Annotated in this window: 15 protein-coding genes and 1 pseudogene; 9 read left to right on the plus strand and 7 right to left on the minus strand. The window is 74.2% G+C overall.

The features are described from left to right. Nucleotides 1-109: 109 nt before the first annotated feature. From ACF068_RS08935 to ACF068_RS08950, 4 genes are all read right to left on the minus strand, one after another. Entirely contained in the window at nt 110-712 is a 603-nt protein-coding gene (locus tag ACF068_RS08935) for a hypothetical protein (protein WP_392273488.1), read from the minus strand. 194 nt (nt 713-906) lie between these two features. Then, a complete protein-coding gene (locus ACF068_RS08940; protein WP_392273489.1) occupies nt 907-1785 on the minus strand; it encodes an MOSC domain-containing protein in 879 nt (292 codons plus the stop codon). A 54-nt stretch (nt 1786-1839) separates the two neighbouring features. Further along, nucleotides 1840-2310, minus strand: a complete 471-nt coding sequence (locus ACF068_RS08945; protein ID WP_392273490.1) for a DUF6643 family protein — start codon at nt 2308-2310, stop codon at nt 1840-1842. 365 nt (nt 2311-2675) lie between these two features. Next, on the minus strand, nt 2676-3911 hold the full coding sequence (locus ACF068_RS08950) for a glycosyltransferase (protein ID WP_392273491.1): 1236 nt from the start codon (nt 3909-3911) through the stop codon (nt 2676-2678). Between the two features lie 57 nt (nt 3912-3968). Here ACF068_RS08950 and ACF068_RS08955 point away from each other — a divergent pair, with 57 nt between their 5' ends. The 6 genes from ACF068_RS08955 (at nt 3969) to ACF068_RS08980 (ending at nt 10848) form a co-directional block, all read left to right on the plus strand. After that, on the plus strand, nt 3969-4757 hold the full coding sequence (locus tag ACF068_RS08955) for a glutamate racemase (RefSeq protein WP_392273492.1): 789 nt from the start codon (nt 3969-3971) through the stop codon (nt 4755-4757). Between the two features lie 73 nt (nt 4758-4830). Next, nucleotides 4831-5556 (plus strand): hypothetical protein, encoded by a 726-nt coding sequence (locus ACF068_RS08960; protein ID WP_392273493.1) that lies wholly within the window; start codon nt 4831-4833, stop codon nt 5554-5556. Nucleotides 5557-5892: 336 nt separating this feature from the next. Further along, nucleotides 5893-7515, plus strand: a complete 1623-nt coding sequence (gene lnt / locus ACF068_RS08965) for an apolipoprotein N-acyltransferase (protein WP_392273494.1) — start codon at nt 5893-5895, stop codon at nt 7513-7515. Then, the gene (locus tag ACF068_RS08970) at nt 7502-7978 is read left to right on the plus strand and encodes an NUDIX domain-containing protein (RefSeq protein WP_392273495.1); all 477 of its coding nucleotides are present in this window, start codon (nt 7502-7504) and stop codon (nt 7976-7978) included. The genes lnt and ACF068_RS08970 overlap by 14 nt, the downstream gene beginning before the upstream one ends. A 60-nt stretch (nt 7979-8038) precedes the next feature. Continuing rightward, nucleotides 8039-8824 carry a 3-hydroxybutyrate dehydrogenase gene (locus ACF068_RS08975; protein WP_392273496.1) on the plus strand — a complete coding sequence of 262 codons (786 nt, stop codon included), beginning with the start codon at nt 8039-8041 and terminating at the stop codon, nt 8822-8824. 62 nt (nt 8825-8886) lie between these two features. After that, the gene (locus ACF068_RS08980; protein WP_392273497.1) at nt 8887-10848 is read left to right on the plus strand and encodes a helix-turn-helix domain-containing protein; all 1962 of its coding nucleotides are present in this window, start codon (nt 8887-8889) and stop codon (nt 10846-10848) included. Between the two features lie 137 nt (nt 10849-10985). On the opposite strand, the gene ACF068_RS08985 is transcribed toward ACF068_RS08980, so the two are convergent. Together ACF068_RS08985 and ACF068_RS08990 are read right to left on the minus strand one after the other, a co-directional pair. Continuing rightward, nucleotides 10986-12344, minus strand: a complete 1359-nt coding sequence (locus ACF068_RS08985; protein WP_392273498.1) for an MFS transporter — start codon at nt 12342-12344, stop codon at nt 10986-10988. Between the two features lie 173 nt (nt 12345-12517). After that, a pseudogene (locus tag ACF068_RS08990) lies at nt 12518-13126 on the minus strand (arginase family protein); the annotation flags it as partial. A gap of 297 nt (nt 13127-13423) precedes the next feature. Between ACF068_RS08990 and ACF068_RS08995 the strand changes: the two are divergent. Both ACF068_RS08995 and ACF068_RS09000 read left to right on the plus strand, forming a co-directional pair. Next, nucleotides 13424-14125: a response regulator gene (locus ACF068_RS08995; RefSeq protein WP_392273856.1), complete on the plus strand. Its 702-nt coding sequence runs from the start codon at nt 13424-13426 to the stop codon at nt 14123-14125. Between the two features lie 220 nt (nt 14126-14345). Next, on the plus strand, nt 14346-16043 hold the full coding sequence (locus ACF068_RS09000) for a GAF domain-containing protein (RefSeq protein WP_392273499.1): 1698 nt from the start codon (nt 14346-14348) through the stop codon (nt 16041-16043). Nucleotides 16044-16063: 20 nt separating this feature from the next. On the opposite strand, the gene ACF068_RS09005 is transcribed toward ACF068_RS09000, so the two are convergent. Continuing rightward, entirely contained in the window at nt 16064-16579 is a 516-nt protein-coding gene (locus ACF068_RS09005) for a pyridoxamine 5'-phosphate oxidase family protein (protein WP_392273500.1), read from the minus strand. Nucleotides 16580-17002: 423 nt separating this feature from the next. Here ACF068_RS09005 and ACF068_RS09010 point away from each other — a divergent pair, with 423 nt between their 5' ends. Then, nucleotides 17003-19384, plus strand: coding sequence for a phosphoketolase (locus tag ACF068_RS09010; RefSeq protein ID WP_392273501.1), 2382 nt, complete (start codon nt 17003-17005; stop codon nt 19382-19384). The last annotated feature ends 138 nt before the right edge of the window (nt 19385-19522 follow it).

A 19522-nucleotide genomic window follows, 5' to 3' on the forward strand; every position in this document is an offset into this window, starting at 1 on the left:
TGCCTTGCCCCCACCTCGTGCGCCGCGCGTCTTCCCGGACGATCGCACCACCGTAGCGCGCGCGGCGGGGGCGGGTTGACCGGTCGGCCGACCCGCTGGCGACGGCGGGTCAACCGCCCGCCCCCGTCCGGCCCCAGTCCGGGCCCGACCGTGCCCACGCCCGGTCCAGCCGCTCGTACCGCCGTCGGACCAGCCCCCGAACGACTGTCCGCCGGACGGCCTCGACGAGCCCGGCCGTCAGCAGCATGGTGCCGATGCCGGCCAGGACGGCGTGGTCGCGGGCGGTGGCCGCGGTCAGCGGGCGGTCGACCGGCCGGCCCCGGTCGTCGGTCCAGATCCGGAAGGTGTCGCCCGGCGCGGCGCCGGCCGGCGAGGTGGTCAGGGTCCCGGTGCGCCGGGTGCCGTCGGGCGCGGTCCACTGGGCCGCCACCGGCCGGCGGGGGCGGTGGTCGCCCGCCGGCCCGGCGTCCCGCGCCCGGGTGCCCCCGGCGGGGTCCAGCACCCGGGCGGTAACGGGATGCCGTTGTTCCTGCTGGAGCCGCGCCGACTGCTGGAGCGAGGCGTTGGTCAGGGCGCCGGCGACCCAGCCGGTGGCCGGGGCGGCGAGGCAGATCAGCAGCAGGGCGGCGAGCGCCACCCACGCCTCGGTGAGATCGGTGGCCCGGCACAGGGGATTGTGCCGCCAGCGCCAGAGCCCGACGACCGCACGCACGGGTCCGCACCCCCTTCGTGTCCGTCAACGCGTGTGCCGGGCTCCCGGGTTCCCGCCCCGGCACGGCCTATGCGGCGCGGGGGCGGGGGCGGGGCGCTGCGACGGTCTCACGGGGCCGGTGGCGCGACGTCCGCACGGGCACGGCGGCGCGACGGCGTCACGGGCGCGGCGGCCTCACGGGCGCGGCGGACGGATCACGCGGAGGGCCGGACGGACGGCTGGGCGGACGACCGGGCGGAGGAGGGCCGCCGGTCGAGGATCCTCACGGGGTCGCCCACCCGGATGGCGCCGGTCCCCTCGGGGACCAGGTTCTGGCCGAAGACCATCTTCTTGCCGATGAGGCGGTGCCGGGCCAGCGTGCGCAGCGGCTCCCTGCCGCGCCGTGCCGTCGCCTGGTCGGTGGTCGTCACGACGCAGCGGGCGCACGGCTTGGCGACGCGGAAGGTGACCTCGCCGATCGCGAGGCGGCCCCAGTGGTCCTCGTCCCAGGGGTCGGTGCCCTCGACGACCACGGTGGGCCGGAACCGGTCCATGGGCAGCGGGCCCTCGTCGGGGTGGTCGCCCCGGGCGATGAGGGAGTTGAGGGCGTCCAGCGAGGAGACGGAGGTGACGAGCAGGGGGTAGCCGTCGGCGAAGTTGACGGTCTCGCCGGGCAGCGCGTGAACCGGGTCGATGGGGCGGCGGCGGGCCGGGTCGTCCAGGTGCACCAGGCGTACGGCCTCGCCCAGATAGGCGCTGAACCATGCGTCCGCTGCCTCCCCGGCGGGCACCGCCTCCACCGTGGTGCCGAAGATCTCCGCCGGTACGGTCGCGGCGGGCTCCGGCACGGTGACGGTCAGCGGCTCCGTGCCCGGCGCGGACAGCCGGAGCCCGCCGTCCTGCGACTGTTCGGCGAACGCCAACGCCAGCCGCGCGTGCTGGCGTTGGGTGACCACCTTCGCCGTGGTGTCGATCAGCATCCAGCGGCGGTCCCCGGCGAGCCCCCATGGCTCGACCGCCGCGGTGACGGGTGAGGACCCGCCGAGGGACTTGACCGGACGGATGTGCAGCGCTTGCAGGACAGGAGTCGGCATGGCCTCATCCTGCCAGCACCGATGACGTCCCTCGGACCGGCCGAAGCGGCCCGGTCAGTACCCTCCGCCCTGGTAGGGACGGTTGTAGGGGTCGTCGTAAGGCGACGGCGTGGGCACCGGCCGGGGCGCCGCCGGGCGCATCGCCTCGTACCCGGCCGGGACCGGCCGCTGCTGCTGGGGCTGCGGCCCCGGGTAGCCGTAGCCGCCGCGGGGAGCGGTCGGCTGCTGCGGGATGTACGGCGCCGGCATGTGCTGCAACGGGGCGGGCTGCGGCGCCGCCTGCTGGGGATAGCCGTACGCCCCGCCGCCGTAGGACGGCATGGGCTGGGAGGGGGCGGCCGGAAGGGCGGGGAGGGCCGCGGGCAGCGCCGGCAGGTAGGAGTTGCCGGTGTCGTAGGCGGCGGGCACTCGGATCGGCGCGATCTGAGGCGTGCCCCGTTCCGCGACGAGGGAGTCGTAGATCGGGGTGTCCGGGAACGACGGCGCGTTGTAGTAAGCGCCGCCGTAGGAACGGGGGGAGGTCATGGCACATAAGGTAAGCCCACGATGTGCCGTATGGGGAGGCCGATAAGCAGGTTCTTTTACGCGGTGTGAGTGGCAGCGGATCGCCAATACGAGCGAACCTGGGAAAAACGGTCACGGTCCGTGTAAAGGCCAGGCTGATGGGGGGTTACCGGCAGGTCGGTCGCGCATCGCGGAAGGCCGGCAAGGTGGCCCGTACAGAAATCCCCGCATGATCGCCGGACGTCCGTTCCGCATGTCCATGCTTAAAATGGATCACTCATCACCAGGGAAATTGGACCGGGCTTACGGACCGGCGCTACTCCGCGTGCCGGGAAAGGTGCGCAGCGGCGCCGACTCCGGCTTTACGTCCCCGTCCTGACGTCCCGTCACCCCTCGCCGGCACTCCTGGCCCACGGGGCCGCCCCGGGACGCGGGTAGGTCCGGCCCTTCCACGTGGCCCCGCGGCCCCGGTGGTGCAGCACCGCCGAATCGACCGTCATGCACAGATAGAGGGACGCCGTCACCGGCAGCAGGAGCGCCTGCCACAGCGACTGCCGGTAGTAGCGCAGCATCGGGACGTACGACCCCGCCATGATCGCCCACGCCACCGCGCCCAGCGCACCGGCCGCCGCGTCACCCGCGAACAGCCCCGCACCCACCGCGGCGGGCGGCGCCAGGTAGACCACCGCCAGCCCCGCCACCGTCCCGGCCAGCACCACCGGGCTGTGCCACAACTGGGCGTACGCGCTGCGCGCCACCATCCGCCACAGGTCCGCCAGCCGCGGATACGGGCGCACGCTGTCCACCCGGTCGGCCAGCCCCAGCCAGATCCGGCCGCCGGCCCGCCGTACCTCCCGGGCCATCGACACGTCGTCGATCACCGCCTGACGGATCGACTCCGGCAGGCGCGCCCGCACCGCCGTGTCCGTGCGCAGCAGCACGCACCCGCCCGCGGCCGCCGCCGTCCGCGCCCCCGCCCGGTTCACGCGGCGGAACGGATAGAGCTGGGCGAAGAAGTAGACGAACGCCGGAACGATCAGCCGCTCCCAGCCTGTCACCACCCGCAGCCGCGCCATCTGCGACACCAGGTCGAGGCCGTTCGTGGTGGCCGCCGCGACCAGCTCGCGCAGGCTGTCCGGCTCGTGTGCGATGTCCGCGTCCGTCAGCAGCAGGAACTCCGGGCCGCCCGCGCCGGCCGGTGCCCCCGCCGGACCGGCCGCCGCCCCGCCACGCGCGCGTGCCAGGGCGATCCCGTGCCGCAGCGCCCACAGTTTGCCGGTCCAGCCCGGCTCGGGCGGACCGGGCGACGTCACCGTCAGCGGGGGCCCGCCGCACCGCACGGCCAGGGCGCGGGCCACGTCCCCCGTACCGTCAGCACTGCCGTCGTCCACCAGGAAGATCTCCAGCGGGCCCGGATAGTCCTGGGCCAGCAGCGACGGCAGGGCCAGCGGCAGCACCTCCGCCTCGTCCCTGGCCGGCACCACCACGGCGACCGACGGCCACCGGTCCGGGTCGGCGCGGCGCGGCAGCCGCTGGTCGGTGCGCCAGAAGAAGCCCTGCCCCAGCAGCAGCCACGCCCAGGCGGCCACCGACCCCAGGGCGATCCACGCAATGGTGCTCATTCGCCGCAGTCTGCCCCACAACGGCCGGAGCGCAAGGGTGTCGGCTAGGGTGACCGGGTGAAGATCGCGCTCATGGACTCCGGAATCGGCCTGCTGGCGGCGGCCGCCGCGGTGCGTCGGCTGCGGCCGGACGCGGCTCTCGTCCTCTCCTCCGACCCCGACGGCATGCCCTGGGGCCCGCGCACGGTGGACGACCTCACCACCCGCGCCCTCGCCGTGGCCCGGGCGGCGGCGGCGCACCGGCCCGACGCGCTCGTCGTGGCGTGCAACACCGCCTCCGTCCACACCCTGCCGGCCCTCCGCGCCGCGCTGGAACCCGCGATCCCGGTGATCGGGACCGTCCCGGCGATCAAGCCGGCCGCGGCCGGCGGCGGACCCGTCGCCATCTGGGCCACCCCCCTCACCACCGGCAGCCCCTACCAGCGCAACCTCATCAGGGACTTCGCGGGCTCGGTCCGGGTCACCGAGGTGCCCTGCCCCGGCCTCGCGGACGCGGTCCAGTACGCCGACGAGGAGGCCATCGACCGGGCCGTCGCCGCGGCCGCCGCGCTCACCCCCGACGACGTCACCTCCGTCGTCCTGGGCTGCACCCACTACGAGCTGGTCGCCGAACGCATCCGCGCGGCCCTCCGGCCCGCCGGACACCCGCCCCTGGAGCTGTACGGCTCGGCGGACGCGGTCGCCGCCCAGGCCCTGCGCCGCGCCGGCGCCCTCCCCGCGCCCGACGCGACCCCCGGCACCGACCTCACGGTGCTGCTCAGCGGCCGCGAGGCGGAGCTGCCCGCCGCGGCCCTCGCCTACGCGGAGGGCCGCCTCCTCCGGGCGGCCGCGCCCACCACCCGCTGAGGCGCCCGGGCCGCTCGTCCGGACGGCCCCCGACGACGGGGCGCGGTGGCGGAACGTGCGTACGCTGCTACGCATGAGGGACCACTCCCGCGACGAGCCGCTCCCCCCTGGTCCGGACCCGGCGCCGGAGCCCGCCCCCGCTTCCGCGGTCGGCCCCGGCCCCGGTTCGGCCCCCGCCGCCGGCGGCCCCGGCCTGGTGGCGACGGCGGCGCCGGTGCCCGACGTCTGGACCGGACGGGCCACCAACCGCGCCCAGTGGGCGCTCGCCGCGGCGGGCGCGGCCTGCGTGGCCCTCGGCGTCGCCCTGGGCGTCGAACTGTCGTGGGCCTCCGGCACGGCCGCCCTGCTGATGGCGGTGGTCGGCTGTGTCGCGGCGGGGCTGCTGGTCCTGTTCGGGACGCTCGCCTTCGTCCACGTCGAGATCACGGTGGACCTGCACGCCCTCGACGTGCGCTGCGGCCACCTGGGCCTGCCGCGCCGGCGCATCCCGCTGGACACCGTGGCGGGCGCCGAGTTCATCCCCTCGGTCACACCGTGCCAGTGGGGCGGGTGGGGTTACCGGTGGCTGCCGGACAAGGGCACGGCGGTGGTCGTCCGCCGGGGAGAGGGCCTCGTCCTGACCCTGAGCGACGGGCGGACCTTCACGGTCACGGTGGACGACGCGGAAACCGCCGTCCACGTCATCCGCCACCGCCTCCGGCTCCGCCACCGCCACCGCCCGGCCCCGACGGGCCACCCCGCCCCGGGCCCCGGTACCACCCCCGTCCCCGGCCCCCCACCGCCCCCGGGCCCACCCTGACGCCGCGGACCGCGGCGTGTGCCCCCACCGCACCGCCGTCCCCTCGGCCTTCTCCTCCGCCTCCTGCGCTCCCTCCGCCCCCCCGCGCCCCCTCCACCTCCTGCGCCCCTCCGCCTCCTGCGCTCCCTAGGCCTCCTGCGCCCCTCCGCCTCCTGCGCTCCCTAGGCCTCCTGCGCCCCTCCGCCTCCTGCGCTCCCTAGGCCTCCTGCGCCCCTCCGCCTCCGGCCGCACCGGGCCGCCCCGCCGCCCGCCGCAGCCCGGGCCGGGCCGGGGCGGCGGCGTCGTGCTCGTGGAGCGCGCTGGGGTTCGCACAGGTGGTCGCCGTAGACTCCGCACGTGAGCGCCACCATGACCACCGTCGATGTCCCTCCCCCCGCCCCCGATGAGCGGCGGGGCCGGTTGCCGCGGCGGTTCGTGAGGCCGGCGGCCGCGGTCCTGGCCGGGGTCCTGCTGTTCCTGAGCTTCCCGCCGCGCCCCCTGTGGTGGCTGGCCCTGCCCGGGTTCGCGCTCCTCGGGTGGACGCTGCGGGGCCGGCGCCTGCGGGCCGGCTTCGGCCTGGGGTACCTCGCCGGGCTCGGCTTCCTCCTGCCCCTCCTGGTATGGACCGGCGAGGAGGTCGGGGCCGGGCCGTGGCTGGCGCTCGTCGCCGCCGAATCGCTCCTCGTCGCCGCCACGTGCCTGCTCGTCGCCGCCGTGTCGCGGCTCCCCGCGTGGCCGGTGTTCGCCGCCGCCGCGTGGATCACGGGCGAGGCGGTACGCGCCCGCGTGCCCTTCGGCGGCTTCCCCTGGGGCAAGATCGCCTTCGGCCAGGCGGACGGCCTCTTCCTACCGCTCGCCGCGGTGGGCGGTACGCCCGTCCTCGGCTTCGCCGTCGCCCTGTGCGGCTTCGGCCTCCACGAGGCGGTACGGGTCCTCCGCGCGTACCGGAGGACCGGCGCCCTCCCGCGCGGCCCCCTCGCCGCCGCCGCCCTGTCCCTCCTCGTACCGGTCACCGCCGCCCTCGCCGCCCGGCCGCTGGTGTCGGACACCGCCGAGGCCGGCACCGCGACCGTCGCCGCGATCCAGGGCAACGTGCCGCGTCTCGGCCTGGACTTCAACGACCAGCGCCGGGCCGTCCTCGACAACCACGCTCGCCGCACCGAGCGACTGGCCGCCGACGTCGCGGCGGGCCGGGCGCCCCGGCCGGACTTCGTCCTGTGGCCGGAGAACTCCTCCGACCTGGACCCCTACCGCAACGACGACGCCCGGATGGTCATCGACCGGGCGGTCACCGCCATCGGCGTACCGACCGTCGTCGGGGCCGTCCTCACCCCCGAGACCGGGCCCCTCCGCAACACCCTGATCCAGTGGGACCCGCGGCGCGGGCCGGTCGCGACGTACGACAAGCGGCACGTCCAGCCCTTCGGCGAGTACATCCCGATGCGGTCCTTCGTGCGGATCTTCAACAAGGACGTGGACCGGGTCAGCCGTGACTTCGGCCCCGGCACCGAGGTCGGCGTCTTCGACCTCGCCGGCACCAAGGTCGGTCTCGCCACCTGCTACGAGGCGGCCTTCGACTGGGCGGTGCGGGACACCGTCACGCACGGCGCGCGCCTCATCTCCGTACCCAGCAACAACGCCACCTTCGGCCGCAGCGAGATGACCTACCAGCAGCTCGCCATGTCCCGGGTGCGGGCCGTCGAGCACAGCCGTTCCGTCGTCGTGCCCGTCACCAGCGGCGTCAGCGCGATCATCCGCCCGGACGGCACCATCGTCCGGGAGAGCCGTATGTTCACCCCGGACGCCCTGGTCGCCGAGGTGCCGCTGCGGTCCTCCCTGACGCCCGCGACCCGCATGGGCACGCTCCCCGAGGCGCTCCTGGTCCTGCTCGCCGCCGCCGGTCTCGGCCGGGTGGCGTACGGGGCCGCACGCCGCCGGAGCTCCGCCACCGACCGGGGACGGGTCCATGGCAACTCCTGACTTCATCCGGACTCTGCGGGCCACCGCCGGACAACAGCTCCTGTTCCTGCCGGCCGTCACCGCCGTCGTCCTGGACGACGAGGGCCGGGTGCTGCTGGCCCGGCGCGTCGACAACGGCCGCTGGTCGCTGATCGGCGGGATCGCGGAGCCGGGGGAGCAGCCGGCCGTGACCGTGGTGCGCGAGGTGTACGAGGAGACGGCCGTCGAGTGCGTCGTCGAACGCGTCGTCCTGGTGGAGACGCTGCCGCCGGTGACCTACCCCAACGGCGACCGGTGCCAGTTCATGGACACCAGCTTCCGCTGCCGGGCCGTGGGCGGGGAGGCGCGCGTCAACGACGACGAGTCGCTGGAGGTGGGCTGGTTCCCCCTGGACGCGCTGCCGCCGCTGCGCGCCGGAGAGCTGTTCCGGATCGAGCGGGCCCTCACCGACGCCCCCACATGGTTCGCCACCACGGCCGACTGAACCCAACTATGGGCGCGGACCACATCGGTCGGGCCGCCGGTCCTCCATAGGGTGCCAGGCATGACCGCACCCCACACCGTCACCACCCTCGACCTCGGCGGCCGCACCGCGCTCGTCACCGGCGCGGCGAGCGGCATCGGCCGGGCCTGCGCCCTGCGCCTGGCCGCCGCCGGGGCGAAGGTCCGGGCCGCCGACCGGGACGCCCCGGGCCTCGAAGCCCTGGCCGACGCGGCGCCCACGACGGGCGGGCCGGTCGAACCCCACCTGGTGGACCTGACCGACCTCGACGCGGCCGAGCGCCTGGCGGCGGGCACCGACATCCTCGTCAACAACGCCGGACTGCAACTGGTCCGCCCCATCGAGGAATTCCCCCCGGACGTCTTCCACACCGTCCTCACCGTGATGCTGGAAGCGCCCTTCCGCCTGATCAGGGGCGCGCTGCCGCACATGTACGCGCAAGGGTGGGGCCGTATCGTCAACCTCTCCTCCGTCCACGGGCTGCGCGCCTCCCCCTACAAGTCCGCCTATGTGGCCGCCAAACACGGCCTGGAAGGACTCTCCAAGACGGCCGCCCTCGAAGGCGCGCCCCACGGCGTCACCTCCAACTGTGTGAACCCCGGCTACGTCCGCACCCCACTGGTCGAGGCCCAGGTCGCCGACCAGGCGCGGGCACACGGCATCCCGCCCGAGCGGGTCCTCACCGAGGTCATGCTCAAGGACTCGGCGCTCAAGCGGCTCGTCGAACCCGAGGAGGTCGCCGAGGCCGTCGCCTACCTCTGCTCCCCGCCCGCCTCGTTCATCACCGGCACCTCCCTCGTCCTCGACGGCGGCTGGACCGCGCACTGACCGGGCCGCCGGCCGTCCACAGGGCTGGTGCGACCACCCGTACGACAGGTATCCCTGTGACCATGTCCGAAGAACAGCCGCGTGAGCCGGAGCCCGGCGCCGACCCGGCCGTCTACCTGGGGCTCCTCGCGCGCGGGGCGGCCGCCGAGGCGTACGACCGGCCCGTGCTGCTCGCCCGCGCCGACGGCGCCGGTCCGGCCGCGCTCGCCGCGCTCGAAGGGGCCAAGCGGCTCGCCCTGCGCGTCCGGGCCGAGCTGGAGGGGCGGCGGCGCCGCGAGGCCGAGCTGTCCGCGCTCTTCGAGACCGCGCACGACCTCGCGGGGCTCCGCGATCTCGACGCGGTCCTGCGCGCCATCGTGCAGCGCGCGCGGTCGCTGCTGGGCACCGAGGTCGCCTACCTGAGCCTGCACGACCCGGTCGCCGGTGACACCTACATGCGGGTCACCGAGGGCTCGGTGTCGGCCCGCTTCCAGCAACTGCGGCTCGGCATGGGGGAGGGCCTCGGCGGCCTCGTCGCCCAGACCGCCCGGCCGTACGTCACGGAGAGCTACTTCGACGACGAGCGGTTCCTGCACACCCGGGCGATCGACTCCGGCGTACGGGACGAGGGCCTGGTGGCGATCCTGGGCGTCCCGCTCACCCTGGGCAGCCAGGTGATCGGCGTGCTCTTCGCCGCCGACCGGCGCGCCCGGGTCTTCGAGCGCGAACAGGTCGCGCTGCTCGGCTCGTTCGCCGCGCACGCGGCCGTCGCGATCGACACCGCCAACCTGCTGGCGGAGACCCGGTCGGCACTGGCCGAGCTGGAGCGGGCCAACGGCATCATCCGCGCCCACAGCGGTGTCATCGAACGCGCCTCGGAGGTCCACGACCGGCTGACCGAGCTGGTGCTCCGGGGCGGTGGCGTCCACGACGTGGCGGCGGCCGTGGCCGAAGTCCTCGACGGGGCGGTCGAGTTCACCGAGGGGCCGCTGCCCGCCGAGTGCGTCGACGGTCACGCGACCCGGCGCGGCGACGACTGGGTGGCGGCCGTGTCGGCCGGCGGCGAGGCCCTCGGTGCCCTGGTGCTGCGCGGCCACCCCGACCTGGACCCGGTCGACCAGCGGACCCTGGAGCGGGCGGCGATGGTCACCTCCCTGCTGCTCCTCGCCCGCCGCTCCGCCGGGGAGGCCGAACAGCGGGTGCGCGGGGAATTGCTGGACGACCTGCTCGACGCGCCCGAGCGTGACCGGCGCCTGCTCAGGGAGCGTGCCGCGCGCCTCCGCACCGACCTGGACGCTCCGCACGTGGTGCTGGCGGCCCGTATTGACCGGCCCGCCCCGCCCACGGACCCGCACGCCCCCGTCCGGGAGGGCACTGCCCGCGAGGGCGCCGGCCGGGAGGGCGCCGAGCGGGACGGCGCCGACCGGCAGCGCCTGTGGTCGGCCGCCTCGCACCTGGCCGCCACCCGCCACGGCCTCGCCTCCGCGCGCGACGGCGGCACCGTGCTGCTGCTTCCGCTGGGGCCGGGCGACTGCGCGGCCGACCTCGCCCGGCAGACCGCCAAGCACCTGGGCGGCACCCTCCGCGAGCCGGTCACCGTCGGCGCCTCCTCCCCGGTCGACGCGCCCGCCACCCGCCCGGGCGCCATCGCCCCGGCGTACGAGGAGGCGCGCCGCTGCCTGGAGGCGCTGCGCCTGCTGGGCCGTTCCGGCGAGGGCGCGGCCGCCTCGGACCTGGGCTTCCTGGGGCTGCTGCTGGCCGACACCCGGGACATCACCGGCTTCGTGACGCGCACCATCGGCGAGGTCGTCGCCTACGACCGGAGCCGGGGCACCGACCTGGTGCGGACGCTGGACGCGTACTTCGCCAGCGGGATGAGCCCGGTCCGTACGAAGGACGAACTCCACGTCCACGTCAACACGGTGGCACAGCGGCTGGAGCGCATAGGCCGGCTCCTGGGCCCGGACTGGCAGTCGCCGCCCCGGACCCTGGAGATCCAGCTCGCGCTGCGGCTGTACGCGATGTCCGCCGCCGTCGCACGCTGAAACGGCCGGCCGCCCCGGTGGGCGACCGGCCGTGCTCACGGCCCGTGGGCGCTGCCCGGGGGTTCAGCGTCCCGCGGGCAGCGCCCTGGGCTCAGCGCCCTTGGGCTCAGCGTCCCGCAGGCTCAGCGCCCGTGGGCTCAGCGTCCCGCCACCACCCGTTCGTCCTCCGCCTCGTCGGCGGCCAGGTCCCGGTCGCGGGTCTCCCGGGCGCACGCGAGGGCGACCACGGTGATCAGCGCGGCGGCGATGACGTACAGGGCGATCGGCGTCGCACTGTGGTGCTCGGCGAGCAGCGCGGTCGCGATCAGCGGCGCCGGGGCACCGGCCGCGACGGACGAGAACTGTGCCCCGATGGAAGCGCCCGAGTAGCGCACCCGGGTCGTGAACATCTCGGAGAAGAACGCCGCCTGCGGCGCGTACATCGCCCCGTGCAGCACCAGCCCCACGGTCACGGCGAGCAGCAGACTCCCGAAGCTCCGGGTGTCGACGAGCGCGAAGAACGGGAACATCCAGGCCCCGACACCGACCGCGCCGATCAGATAGACCGGACGGCGCCCGATCCGGTCCGACAGCGCCCCCCACGCCGGGATCACCGCGAAGTGCACGGCGGAGGCGACGAGTACGGCGTTGAGCGCGGTCTGCTTGCTCAGTCCGGTCGACGTCGTCGCGTACACCAGGATGAACGCGGTGATGACGTAGTAGCTGATGTTCTCCGCCATCCGGGCACCCATCGCGATCAGCACGTCACGCCAGTGGTGGCGCAACACGGCGACCAGCGGCATCTTCTCCACCGCCGCCGACTCCGCCTTCCGGGCCTCGGCCCGCGCCAGAGCGGCCTTGAAGACGGGTGACTCGTCGACGGACAGCCGGATCCAGAGCCCGACCACTACCAGCACACCCGACAGCAGGAAGGGAACGCGCCACCCCCACGAGACGAACGCCTCGTCGGACAGCAGGGCCGTCAGCGCGGACAGCACCCCGGTCGCCAGCAACTGCCCCGCCGGCGCCCCGGTCTGCGGCCACGACGCCCAGAACCCGCGCCTTCCCGCGTCCCCGTGCTCCGACACCAGCAGCACGGCTCCGCCCCACTCACCCCCGAGGGCGAAGCCCTGCACCAGCCGCAGCACGGTGAGCAGTACGGGCGCGGCCGTACCGATGGTGGCGTGCGTCGGCAGCAGCCCGATGGCGAAGGTCGCCCCGCCCATCAGCAGCAGGCTCAGCACGAGCAGCCTCTTCCGCCCGAGCCGGTCCCCGAAGTGCCCGAACACCAACGCCCCCAACGGCCGCGCGGCGAACCCGACCGCGTACGTCAGGAAGGACAACAGGGTGCCCACGAGCGGGTCGGACCCGGGGAAGAACAGCTTGTTGAACACCAGCGCGGCGGCTGACCCGTACAGGAAGAAGTCGTACCACTCGATGGTGGTCCCGATGAGACTCGCGGCGACGATGCGCTTCAGCGAGTTCGGGTCTGGTGGAGCGGATGCGGGGGCGGCCATGAACACCACTTCCGGACAGTTGGCGGGGACGTTTCCGTGTCGCCATACCGTAGGAACGTGCAGGTCAGAGGCGTATGTGGTGGGACACCATAGTTCTGTGTGCCGGGATGCGCGCCGCCACCATGGGGGCCCGCGGGCGGTGGCCCTGCCGCTCCGCCGCGGACGGAGCGTCGTCAGCGGGCGAAGGCGTCCACCACGATGTCGGCGAGCAGCGCACCCGCCGTGCCGTCCGGGTCGAGATCGGGGTCGTAGATGGTGACGTTGAACCCGGAACAGAGCGGGGAGGCCAGCAACGGCCTCAGCAGGGCGACGAGTTCGTCGGGCAGCAGTCCGTCGGCGTCGGGGCTGTCCACGGCGGGCATGACGCCCGGGTCCAGGACGTCGGCGTCCAAGTGGACCCAGAAGCCGGACACGTCCGGGCTCGCGAAGGACCGCGCGGTGGCCCGTGCGAGTGCCTCCGCGCCCCACTCGCGCAGGTCGCCGACGGTCACCACGGGGATCTTCAGGGCGGCGAGTTCGACGCAGTCCTCGTCGTCCCGGAAGGCGTCGCGGATCCCGAAGAACCGCACGTCCTCGTCCCGCAGATAGGGCTTGAGCCCCTCCAGATCCGTCAGGTCGTCCTGCCCGCGCCCGGTGGCCAGCGCGACCTCCTCGCCGCCGGCCGCGCCGATCAGGCCGGAGTGGCCCGGGTGCCGGAAGTCCGGCGAGGCGTCGACCGCGACGAGCCCGTACCGCCCCAGGCGGCGCAGCGCGAGCGAGGCGCCGAGCTGGAACGGGCCATCCTCGGCGACGTGGAGCCGGTCCTTCAACCGGAATTGGGGAAGAAAGGGCACGGCGTCCAGGCCCTGCCGCCGCACGTCGTCACGGCCGGCGGTGAAGCGGGCCGGCGCGTCATGGCCGCCGGAGAACAGGACCGCACGCCGCTGCCCGGCACCGGCAAACGCCGGAGGTGTGAGTCCGGTGCGCGGGGCACATCCGTAAGAAGGGCCGTCCGGCCCTGGCCCTTCGACCCGCGTCCGAGGGAAGCTGCAGGAGGACCCCGTTCCCGGGGGACCGGACAGGAATGACGGAGCCGCATGATGACGGACAACACCCCCGGCGTCCCGACGCGAGGACCGGTCAAGGTCTTCCTCCTCGACGACCACGAGGTGGTACGCCGTGGTGTGCACGACCTGCTGGACGGCGAGCCCGACCTGACGGTGGTCGGAGAAGCCGGCACCGCCGAGCAGGCCCTCGCTCGCGTTCCCGCCCTGCGCCCCGACGTGGCGGTCCTGGACGTGCGCCTGCCGGACGGTGACGGCGTGAGCGTCTGCCGCGAACTGCGCTCCCGGATGCCGGAGCTCCACTGCCTGATGCTGACCTCGTTCGACGACGAGGAAGCCCTCCTCGACGCGATCATGGCCGGCGCGTCGGGCTACGTCCTGAAGCAGATCACGGGAACGGACCTCGTCTCAGCGGTACGCACCGTCGCGTCCGGCCAGTCCCTGCTCGACCCCGGCGCGACCGCCCGTGTGATGGCCCGGCTGCGCGGTGGCGACCTCCGCGAGGAGGAGCAGCCGGGACTCGCCGGGCTCACCGAGCGGGAGCGCGACATCCTGGCGCTGGTGGGGGAGGGGCTGACCAACCGGGAGATCGGCAAGCGCCTCTACCTCGCCGAGAAGACCGTCAAGAACAACATCTCACGCCTCCTGGCCAAGCTCGGCGTGGAGCGCCGCGTGCAGGCCGCCGTCCTGGCCACCCGGATGTCCCGCCGGAAACAGGACCCCCGCCCACCGCGCTGAGAATCCCTGACCGATCCGGCGGAGCTGCCGGCCGAGCGGCGGCCGCGGACGACAGGTGTCATCCGGGTGCCCGGCAGCCCTCGCCGCCGGCTCCGACGGTGGATTCCGGCCGCTTCCGCCACCGGCACCGGAGGAGCGACACGGCTGGATAGGCTGGAGGGAGGACAGAGTGTGACGCTCCGAGGAGGGGCCTGTGGGCGTGGAGGAGTCGTTGTCGCGGATGCCTCAGTTGCGGCTGGACGAGCTGCTGGAGGAGCTGCAGGCACGCATCAACGCCGCTCGCGGGACCAGGGACCGTGTCCACAGCCTGCTGGAAGCCGTCGTCTCGGTGGGCCGCGAACTGGACTTGGCGCAGGTGCTGCGCCGTATCGTCGAGGCCGCCGCCCAGCTCGTGGACGCGCGCTACGGGGCCCTGGGAGTCATCGGGCCGGACGGCCGGACGCTGTCGCAGTTCCTGACCACCGGGCTCACACCGGAGGAGATCGCGAAGATCGGTCACCTGCCGGCCGGTCACGGACTGCTCGGCGAGATCATCCACAATCCCGAACCGCTGCGGCTGCGTGACCTCAGCACGCATGAGGCGTCATACGGTTTCCCGCCGCACCACCCGCCGATGCGTTCGTTCCTCGGCGTGCCGATCCGCGTCCGCGATCAGGTGTTCGGCAATCTCTACCTGACCGACAAGCGGGGCGGGCAGGACTTCGACGCCGAGGACGAGTCGGTGATCTCCACCCTCTCCGTCGCCGCCGGCGTGGCCATCGACAACGCCCGGCTGTACGAGGACTCGCAGCGCCAGCAGCGGTGGCTCCAGGCCAACGCCGAGATCACCAACAGCCTCCTCTCCGGCAGCCCCCGGCTCGCGGTCCTCGAACTGATCGCCCGGCGTGCACAGGAGATCACCGGAACCCGGCTCGCGGACGTGTCGGTGCCCGTCGAGGGCACCGACGACCTGGTGGTCGAGCTCGCGACAGGAGCGGACGAGGGCCGACGGCGAGGCCTGGTCGTTCCTGTCGACGGCACGCTGACCGGCGCCGCGTACACCTCCGGCAGCCCCGTGACCACGGCTTCGCTGGCCGACGACACGCGCTACCACGCCGGGCCCCGTCGGTTCGAGGGACTGGGACCGGCCGTGGCGGTGCCGCTGGGCACCGGGGCGAAGGACACACGCGGCGTCCTGCTGCTGGCACGTGCCGCGGACGGAGCGCTGTTCGCGGACGAGGAACTCGACCCTCTGCTCGCCTTCGCCGGCCAGGCCGCCCTCGCGCTGGAGCTGGCCGAGCGCCGGCACGACGCCGAGCAACTCGCCCTGCTGGAGGACCGCGACCGCATCGCCCGTGACCTCCACGACCTGGCCATCCAGCGGCTCTTCGCGACCGGGATGACCCTGCAGAGCGCGGCGCGGCTGGTCGAGCACAAGGGCGCCGCGGAGCGCGTCGAGCGGGCCGTGGGCGACCTGGACGAGACCATCAAGATCATCCGGTCGACGATCTTCGGCCTCCGGGCCCGCGAGGAGGACACCGGGCCCAGCCTCCGCGCACACATCGCCCGAGCCGTCGGGGAAGCCGCCTCGGCACTCGGCCACCCGCCCAGGCTCAGCATGGAGGGCCTGCTGGACACCGATGTGCCGGCGCGGGTGGCGGACCACGTGATGGCGGCGCTCACGGAGGCGCTCAGCAACGTGGCCAGGCACGCGCATGCGACACGGGTGGAGGTCACGGTGCAGGCCACGGCCGACGAGGTCATCCTGACGGTGGCCGACAACGGCAGGGGCATCCCCGAGGGCGGCCGGCGCAGCGGCCTGGGAAACCTCGGGGAGCGGGCGCGTGCGGTCGGCGGAACGTTCGTGATCGAAGGATCGGCCGGGAGCGGCACCCGGCTCGTATGGCGTGCCCCCCTGGGCGGCGCGGGTGGCGCCTGACTCCGGGCCGGCCGCGGCCCTCAGCCCAGGGGGAGCCGTACGCCGGTGGCGCCGGCGGTCACGGGCGCGGTCACGGCCGGCGGGCCGGCCGTCAGCCGGAAGCCGGTGACGATGCCGGGCCGGATGCGAAGGGCGTGATCCATGGCCCCCGCCACCCACGGCCGGAGGGCGGACCGGTAGCGGTCCAGCAGATCGGGATCCGCCACCGGGCGCGCGTATCCGGTGACGACCACGCTCCAGCCGAGCCGGGTGTCCAGGTCGATCACGTCGGCTTCGTACGCCACGACCAGGCCCGGGCCGTCCGCGGGAGCCGTGAGGGAGGCGAGCGTCGTACCGTCGTGGATGCCGACGACGACGACGTCGCCGTCGAGGCAGTGGTTGACGGGACGCACCGCGGGCAACGCCTGATGCGTGAAGACGATCCGCCCCAGGGGAACGGTCCCCAGCAGCCGCAGCGCCTCGGTCCGGGACAGCGGCGTCGGATGCCGAGGCGCCACCTCACGGCGAACCCCCGCATCCCGCGCGTAGTCGTTCATCGTGCGCACCCTTCACTGCGGCCCTGGGGCCGGATCCTCTGGTTCCGACGTCAAGCGTTTCCCCATCCGCCGTCCGGTGCCAGGGCCTGACGGCCCCCTTGGCGGGGCCGGTGGGGCAGTACCCGTACCGCGCGTACGGCGGCACCTCGCGCCGCCGTACGCCCGGAAGGCGAACCCCAGGACCTCGGCACTGTCCTCCGGGGCCCCCGCGGGCTCTGTCGGGGGCACTGGTTCCGGTCGTCTTCACCCCCGCCGCGCATGATCGGCCCGTGGCCCGGAAGGGGGACCTCATGGACCGTCCGCGGGGCCGACCGGCCCCTGCCCCGGCCGCGGCCGGGACGGAACGCTGGGGTGACCCGGCCGTGCGGCACGCACGAACACGACGCATCCTTGCCTTGGTCCGGCCCACGAACGGAGAAGCTCATGAGTGACGGCGCATCCGCCCGTACCACCCTGCCGGCGGAGGAGCTCGACGCCCTGGACGCCCACTGGCGCGCGGCGAACTACCTGGCGGTGGGCCAGATCTACCTGATGCGCAACCCCCTGCTGCGGGAACCCCTGCGGCCCGAACACATCAAGCCGCGACTGCTGGGGCACTGGGGAACGTCCCCCGGCCTCAACCTGGTGCACACCCACCTCAACCGGGTGATCAAGGCCCGGGACCTGGACGCCCTGTGCGTCTGGGGGCCCGGCCACGGCGGTCCCGCCGTACTGGCCAACTCGTGGCTGGAGGGAAGCTACAGCGAGGTCTACCCCGACGTGCCCAGGGACGCGAGCGGCATGGAGCGGCTCTTCCGGCAGTTCTCGTTCCCCGGTGGCGTGCCGAGCCACGTCGCTCCGGAAACCCCCGGCTCGATCCACGAAGGCGGCGAACTGGGCTACTCCCTCGCCCACGCCTACGGCGCCGCACTGGACAACCCGGGCCTCTTGGTGACCTGCGTCATCGGCGACGGCGAGGCGGAGACCGGGCCCCTGGCCGCCTCGTGGCACGCGAACAAGTTCCTCGACCCCGTCCACGACGGCGCGGTGCTGCCCGTTCTGCACCTCAACGGCTACAAGATCGCCAACCCGACGGTCCTGTCCCGCCTGCCGCAGGACGAGCTGGACGCGTTGCTGCGCGGCTACGGACACGACCCCCTGCACGTGACCGGGGACGACCCGGCCGAGGTGCACCGGGCGATGGCCGCCGCCATGGACCAGGCCCTGGACCGGATCGCCGGCATCCAGGCCGCCGCCCGCGAGCAGGGCGTCACCCGCCGGCCGCGCTGGCCCGTGATCGTCCTCAGGACGCCCAAGGGCTGGACGGGCCCCGCCGAAGTGGACGGCTCGCCGGTGGAGGGCACCTGGCGTGCGCACCAAGTGCCCCTGTCCGGAGTGCGTGACGACCCCGGGCACCTGGCACAACTGGAGGCGTGGCTGCGCTCGTACCGCCCCGAAGAGCTCTTCGACGACCTGGGCCGTCCCCGCCCCCGGGTACTGGAACGCGTACCGGAGGGGCGGCGCAGGCTCGGGGCCACCCCGCACGCCAATGGCGGGCTGCTCACCCGGGACCTGCCGATCGCCCCTCTGGAGCGCTTCGCCGTCCCCGTCGACAAGCCCGGCACCGACCGCCACGAGCCGACCCGAGTCCTCGGCGCGCTGCTCGAACAGGTGATGGCGGACACCGCGACACGCCGCGACTTCCGTCTGGTGGGCCCGGACGAGACGGCCTCCAACCGCTTGGAGGCCGTCTATGAGGCGAGCGGCAAGGCGTGGCAGGAGCGGACCCTCGATACGGACGAACATTTGGACCGGCACGGCCGGGTCATGGAGGTCCTCTCCGAGCACCTGTGCCAAGGATGGCTGGAGGGGTACCTCCTGACCGGCCGCCACGGGCTGTTCTCCTGCTACGAGGCCTTCGTCCACATCGTCGACTCCATGGTCAACCAGCACATCAAGTGGCTGAAGACGTCCCGTGACCTCCCATGGCGGCCGCCCGTCCCCTCGCTCAACTACCTGCTGACGTCCCATGTGTGGCGCCAGGACCACAACGGCTTCTCGCACCAGGACCCCGGTTTCGTCGACCACGTCCTCAACAAGAGCCCCGACGTCGTACGGGTCTACCTGCCGCCGGACGCCAACACACTGCTGTCGGTCGCCGACCATGTGCTGCGCAGCCGTGATCACGTCAATGTCGTGGTGGCCGGCAAGCAGCCCTGCTTCGACTGGCTCTCCCTCGACCAGGCCCGCGCCCACTGCGCGCGCGGCGCCGGCGTCTGGGAGTGGGCGGGTACCGAGAAGCACGCGGGTGAGCCCGACGTGGTCCTGGCGTGTGCCGGGGACGTCCCGACGCAAGAGGTCCTCGCGGCGGTCACCCTCCTGCGCGCCGAACTGCCCGACCTGGCGGTGCGGGTGGTCAACGTGGTCGACCTGGCCCGGCTGATGCCGCACGAGGAACACCCGCACGGCATGACCGACGCCGAGTACGACGCGCTCTTCACCCCGGACAAGCCGGTGATCTTCGCGTATCACGGCTACCCCTGGCTCATCCACCGCCTCGCCTACCGCCGCGCCGGCCACGCCCACCTGCACGTCCGCGGCTACAAGGAGATGGGTACCACCACCACGCCCTTCGACATGGTCGTGCGCAACGACCTCGACCGCTACCGGCTCGTCATGGACGTGATCGACCGCGTTCCGGGCCTCGCGGTGAAGGCCGCGGTGGTGCGGCAGCGCATGGAGGACGCCCGCACCCGCCACCACGCCTACATCCGCGAGTACGGCACCGACCTGCCGGAAGTCGCCGACTGGAGGTGGACGGACTGATTCGCCGGCCGGGCGCGGCGGCCCCGCCGACCCGGCCGCTCGCCGCCCGCGAGCCCTCGCCGGGCGGCCCCGGGCCGGGCGGTCGGGGCCGCACGCGGGGGCCCGCAGTGGATTCGGTGGACCTCTACGTGGTTCCCC

Origin of the sequence: Streptomyces sp. NPDC016309 (genome assembly GCF_043077235.1) — a bacterium.
Classification (GTDB): domain Bacteria; phylum Actinomycetota; class Actinomycetes; order Streptomycetales; family Streptomycetaceae; genus Streptomyces.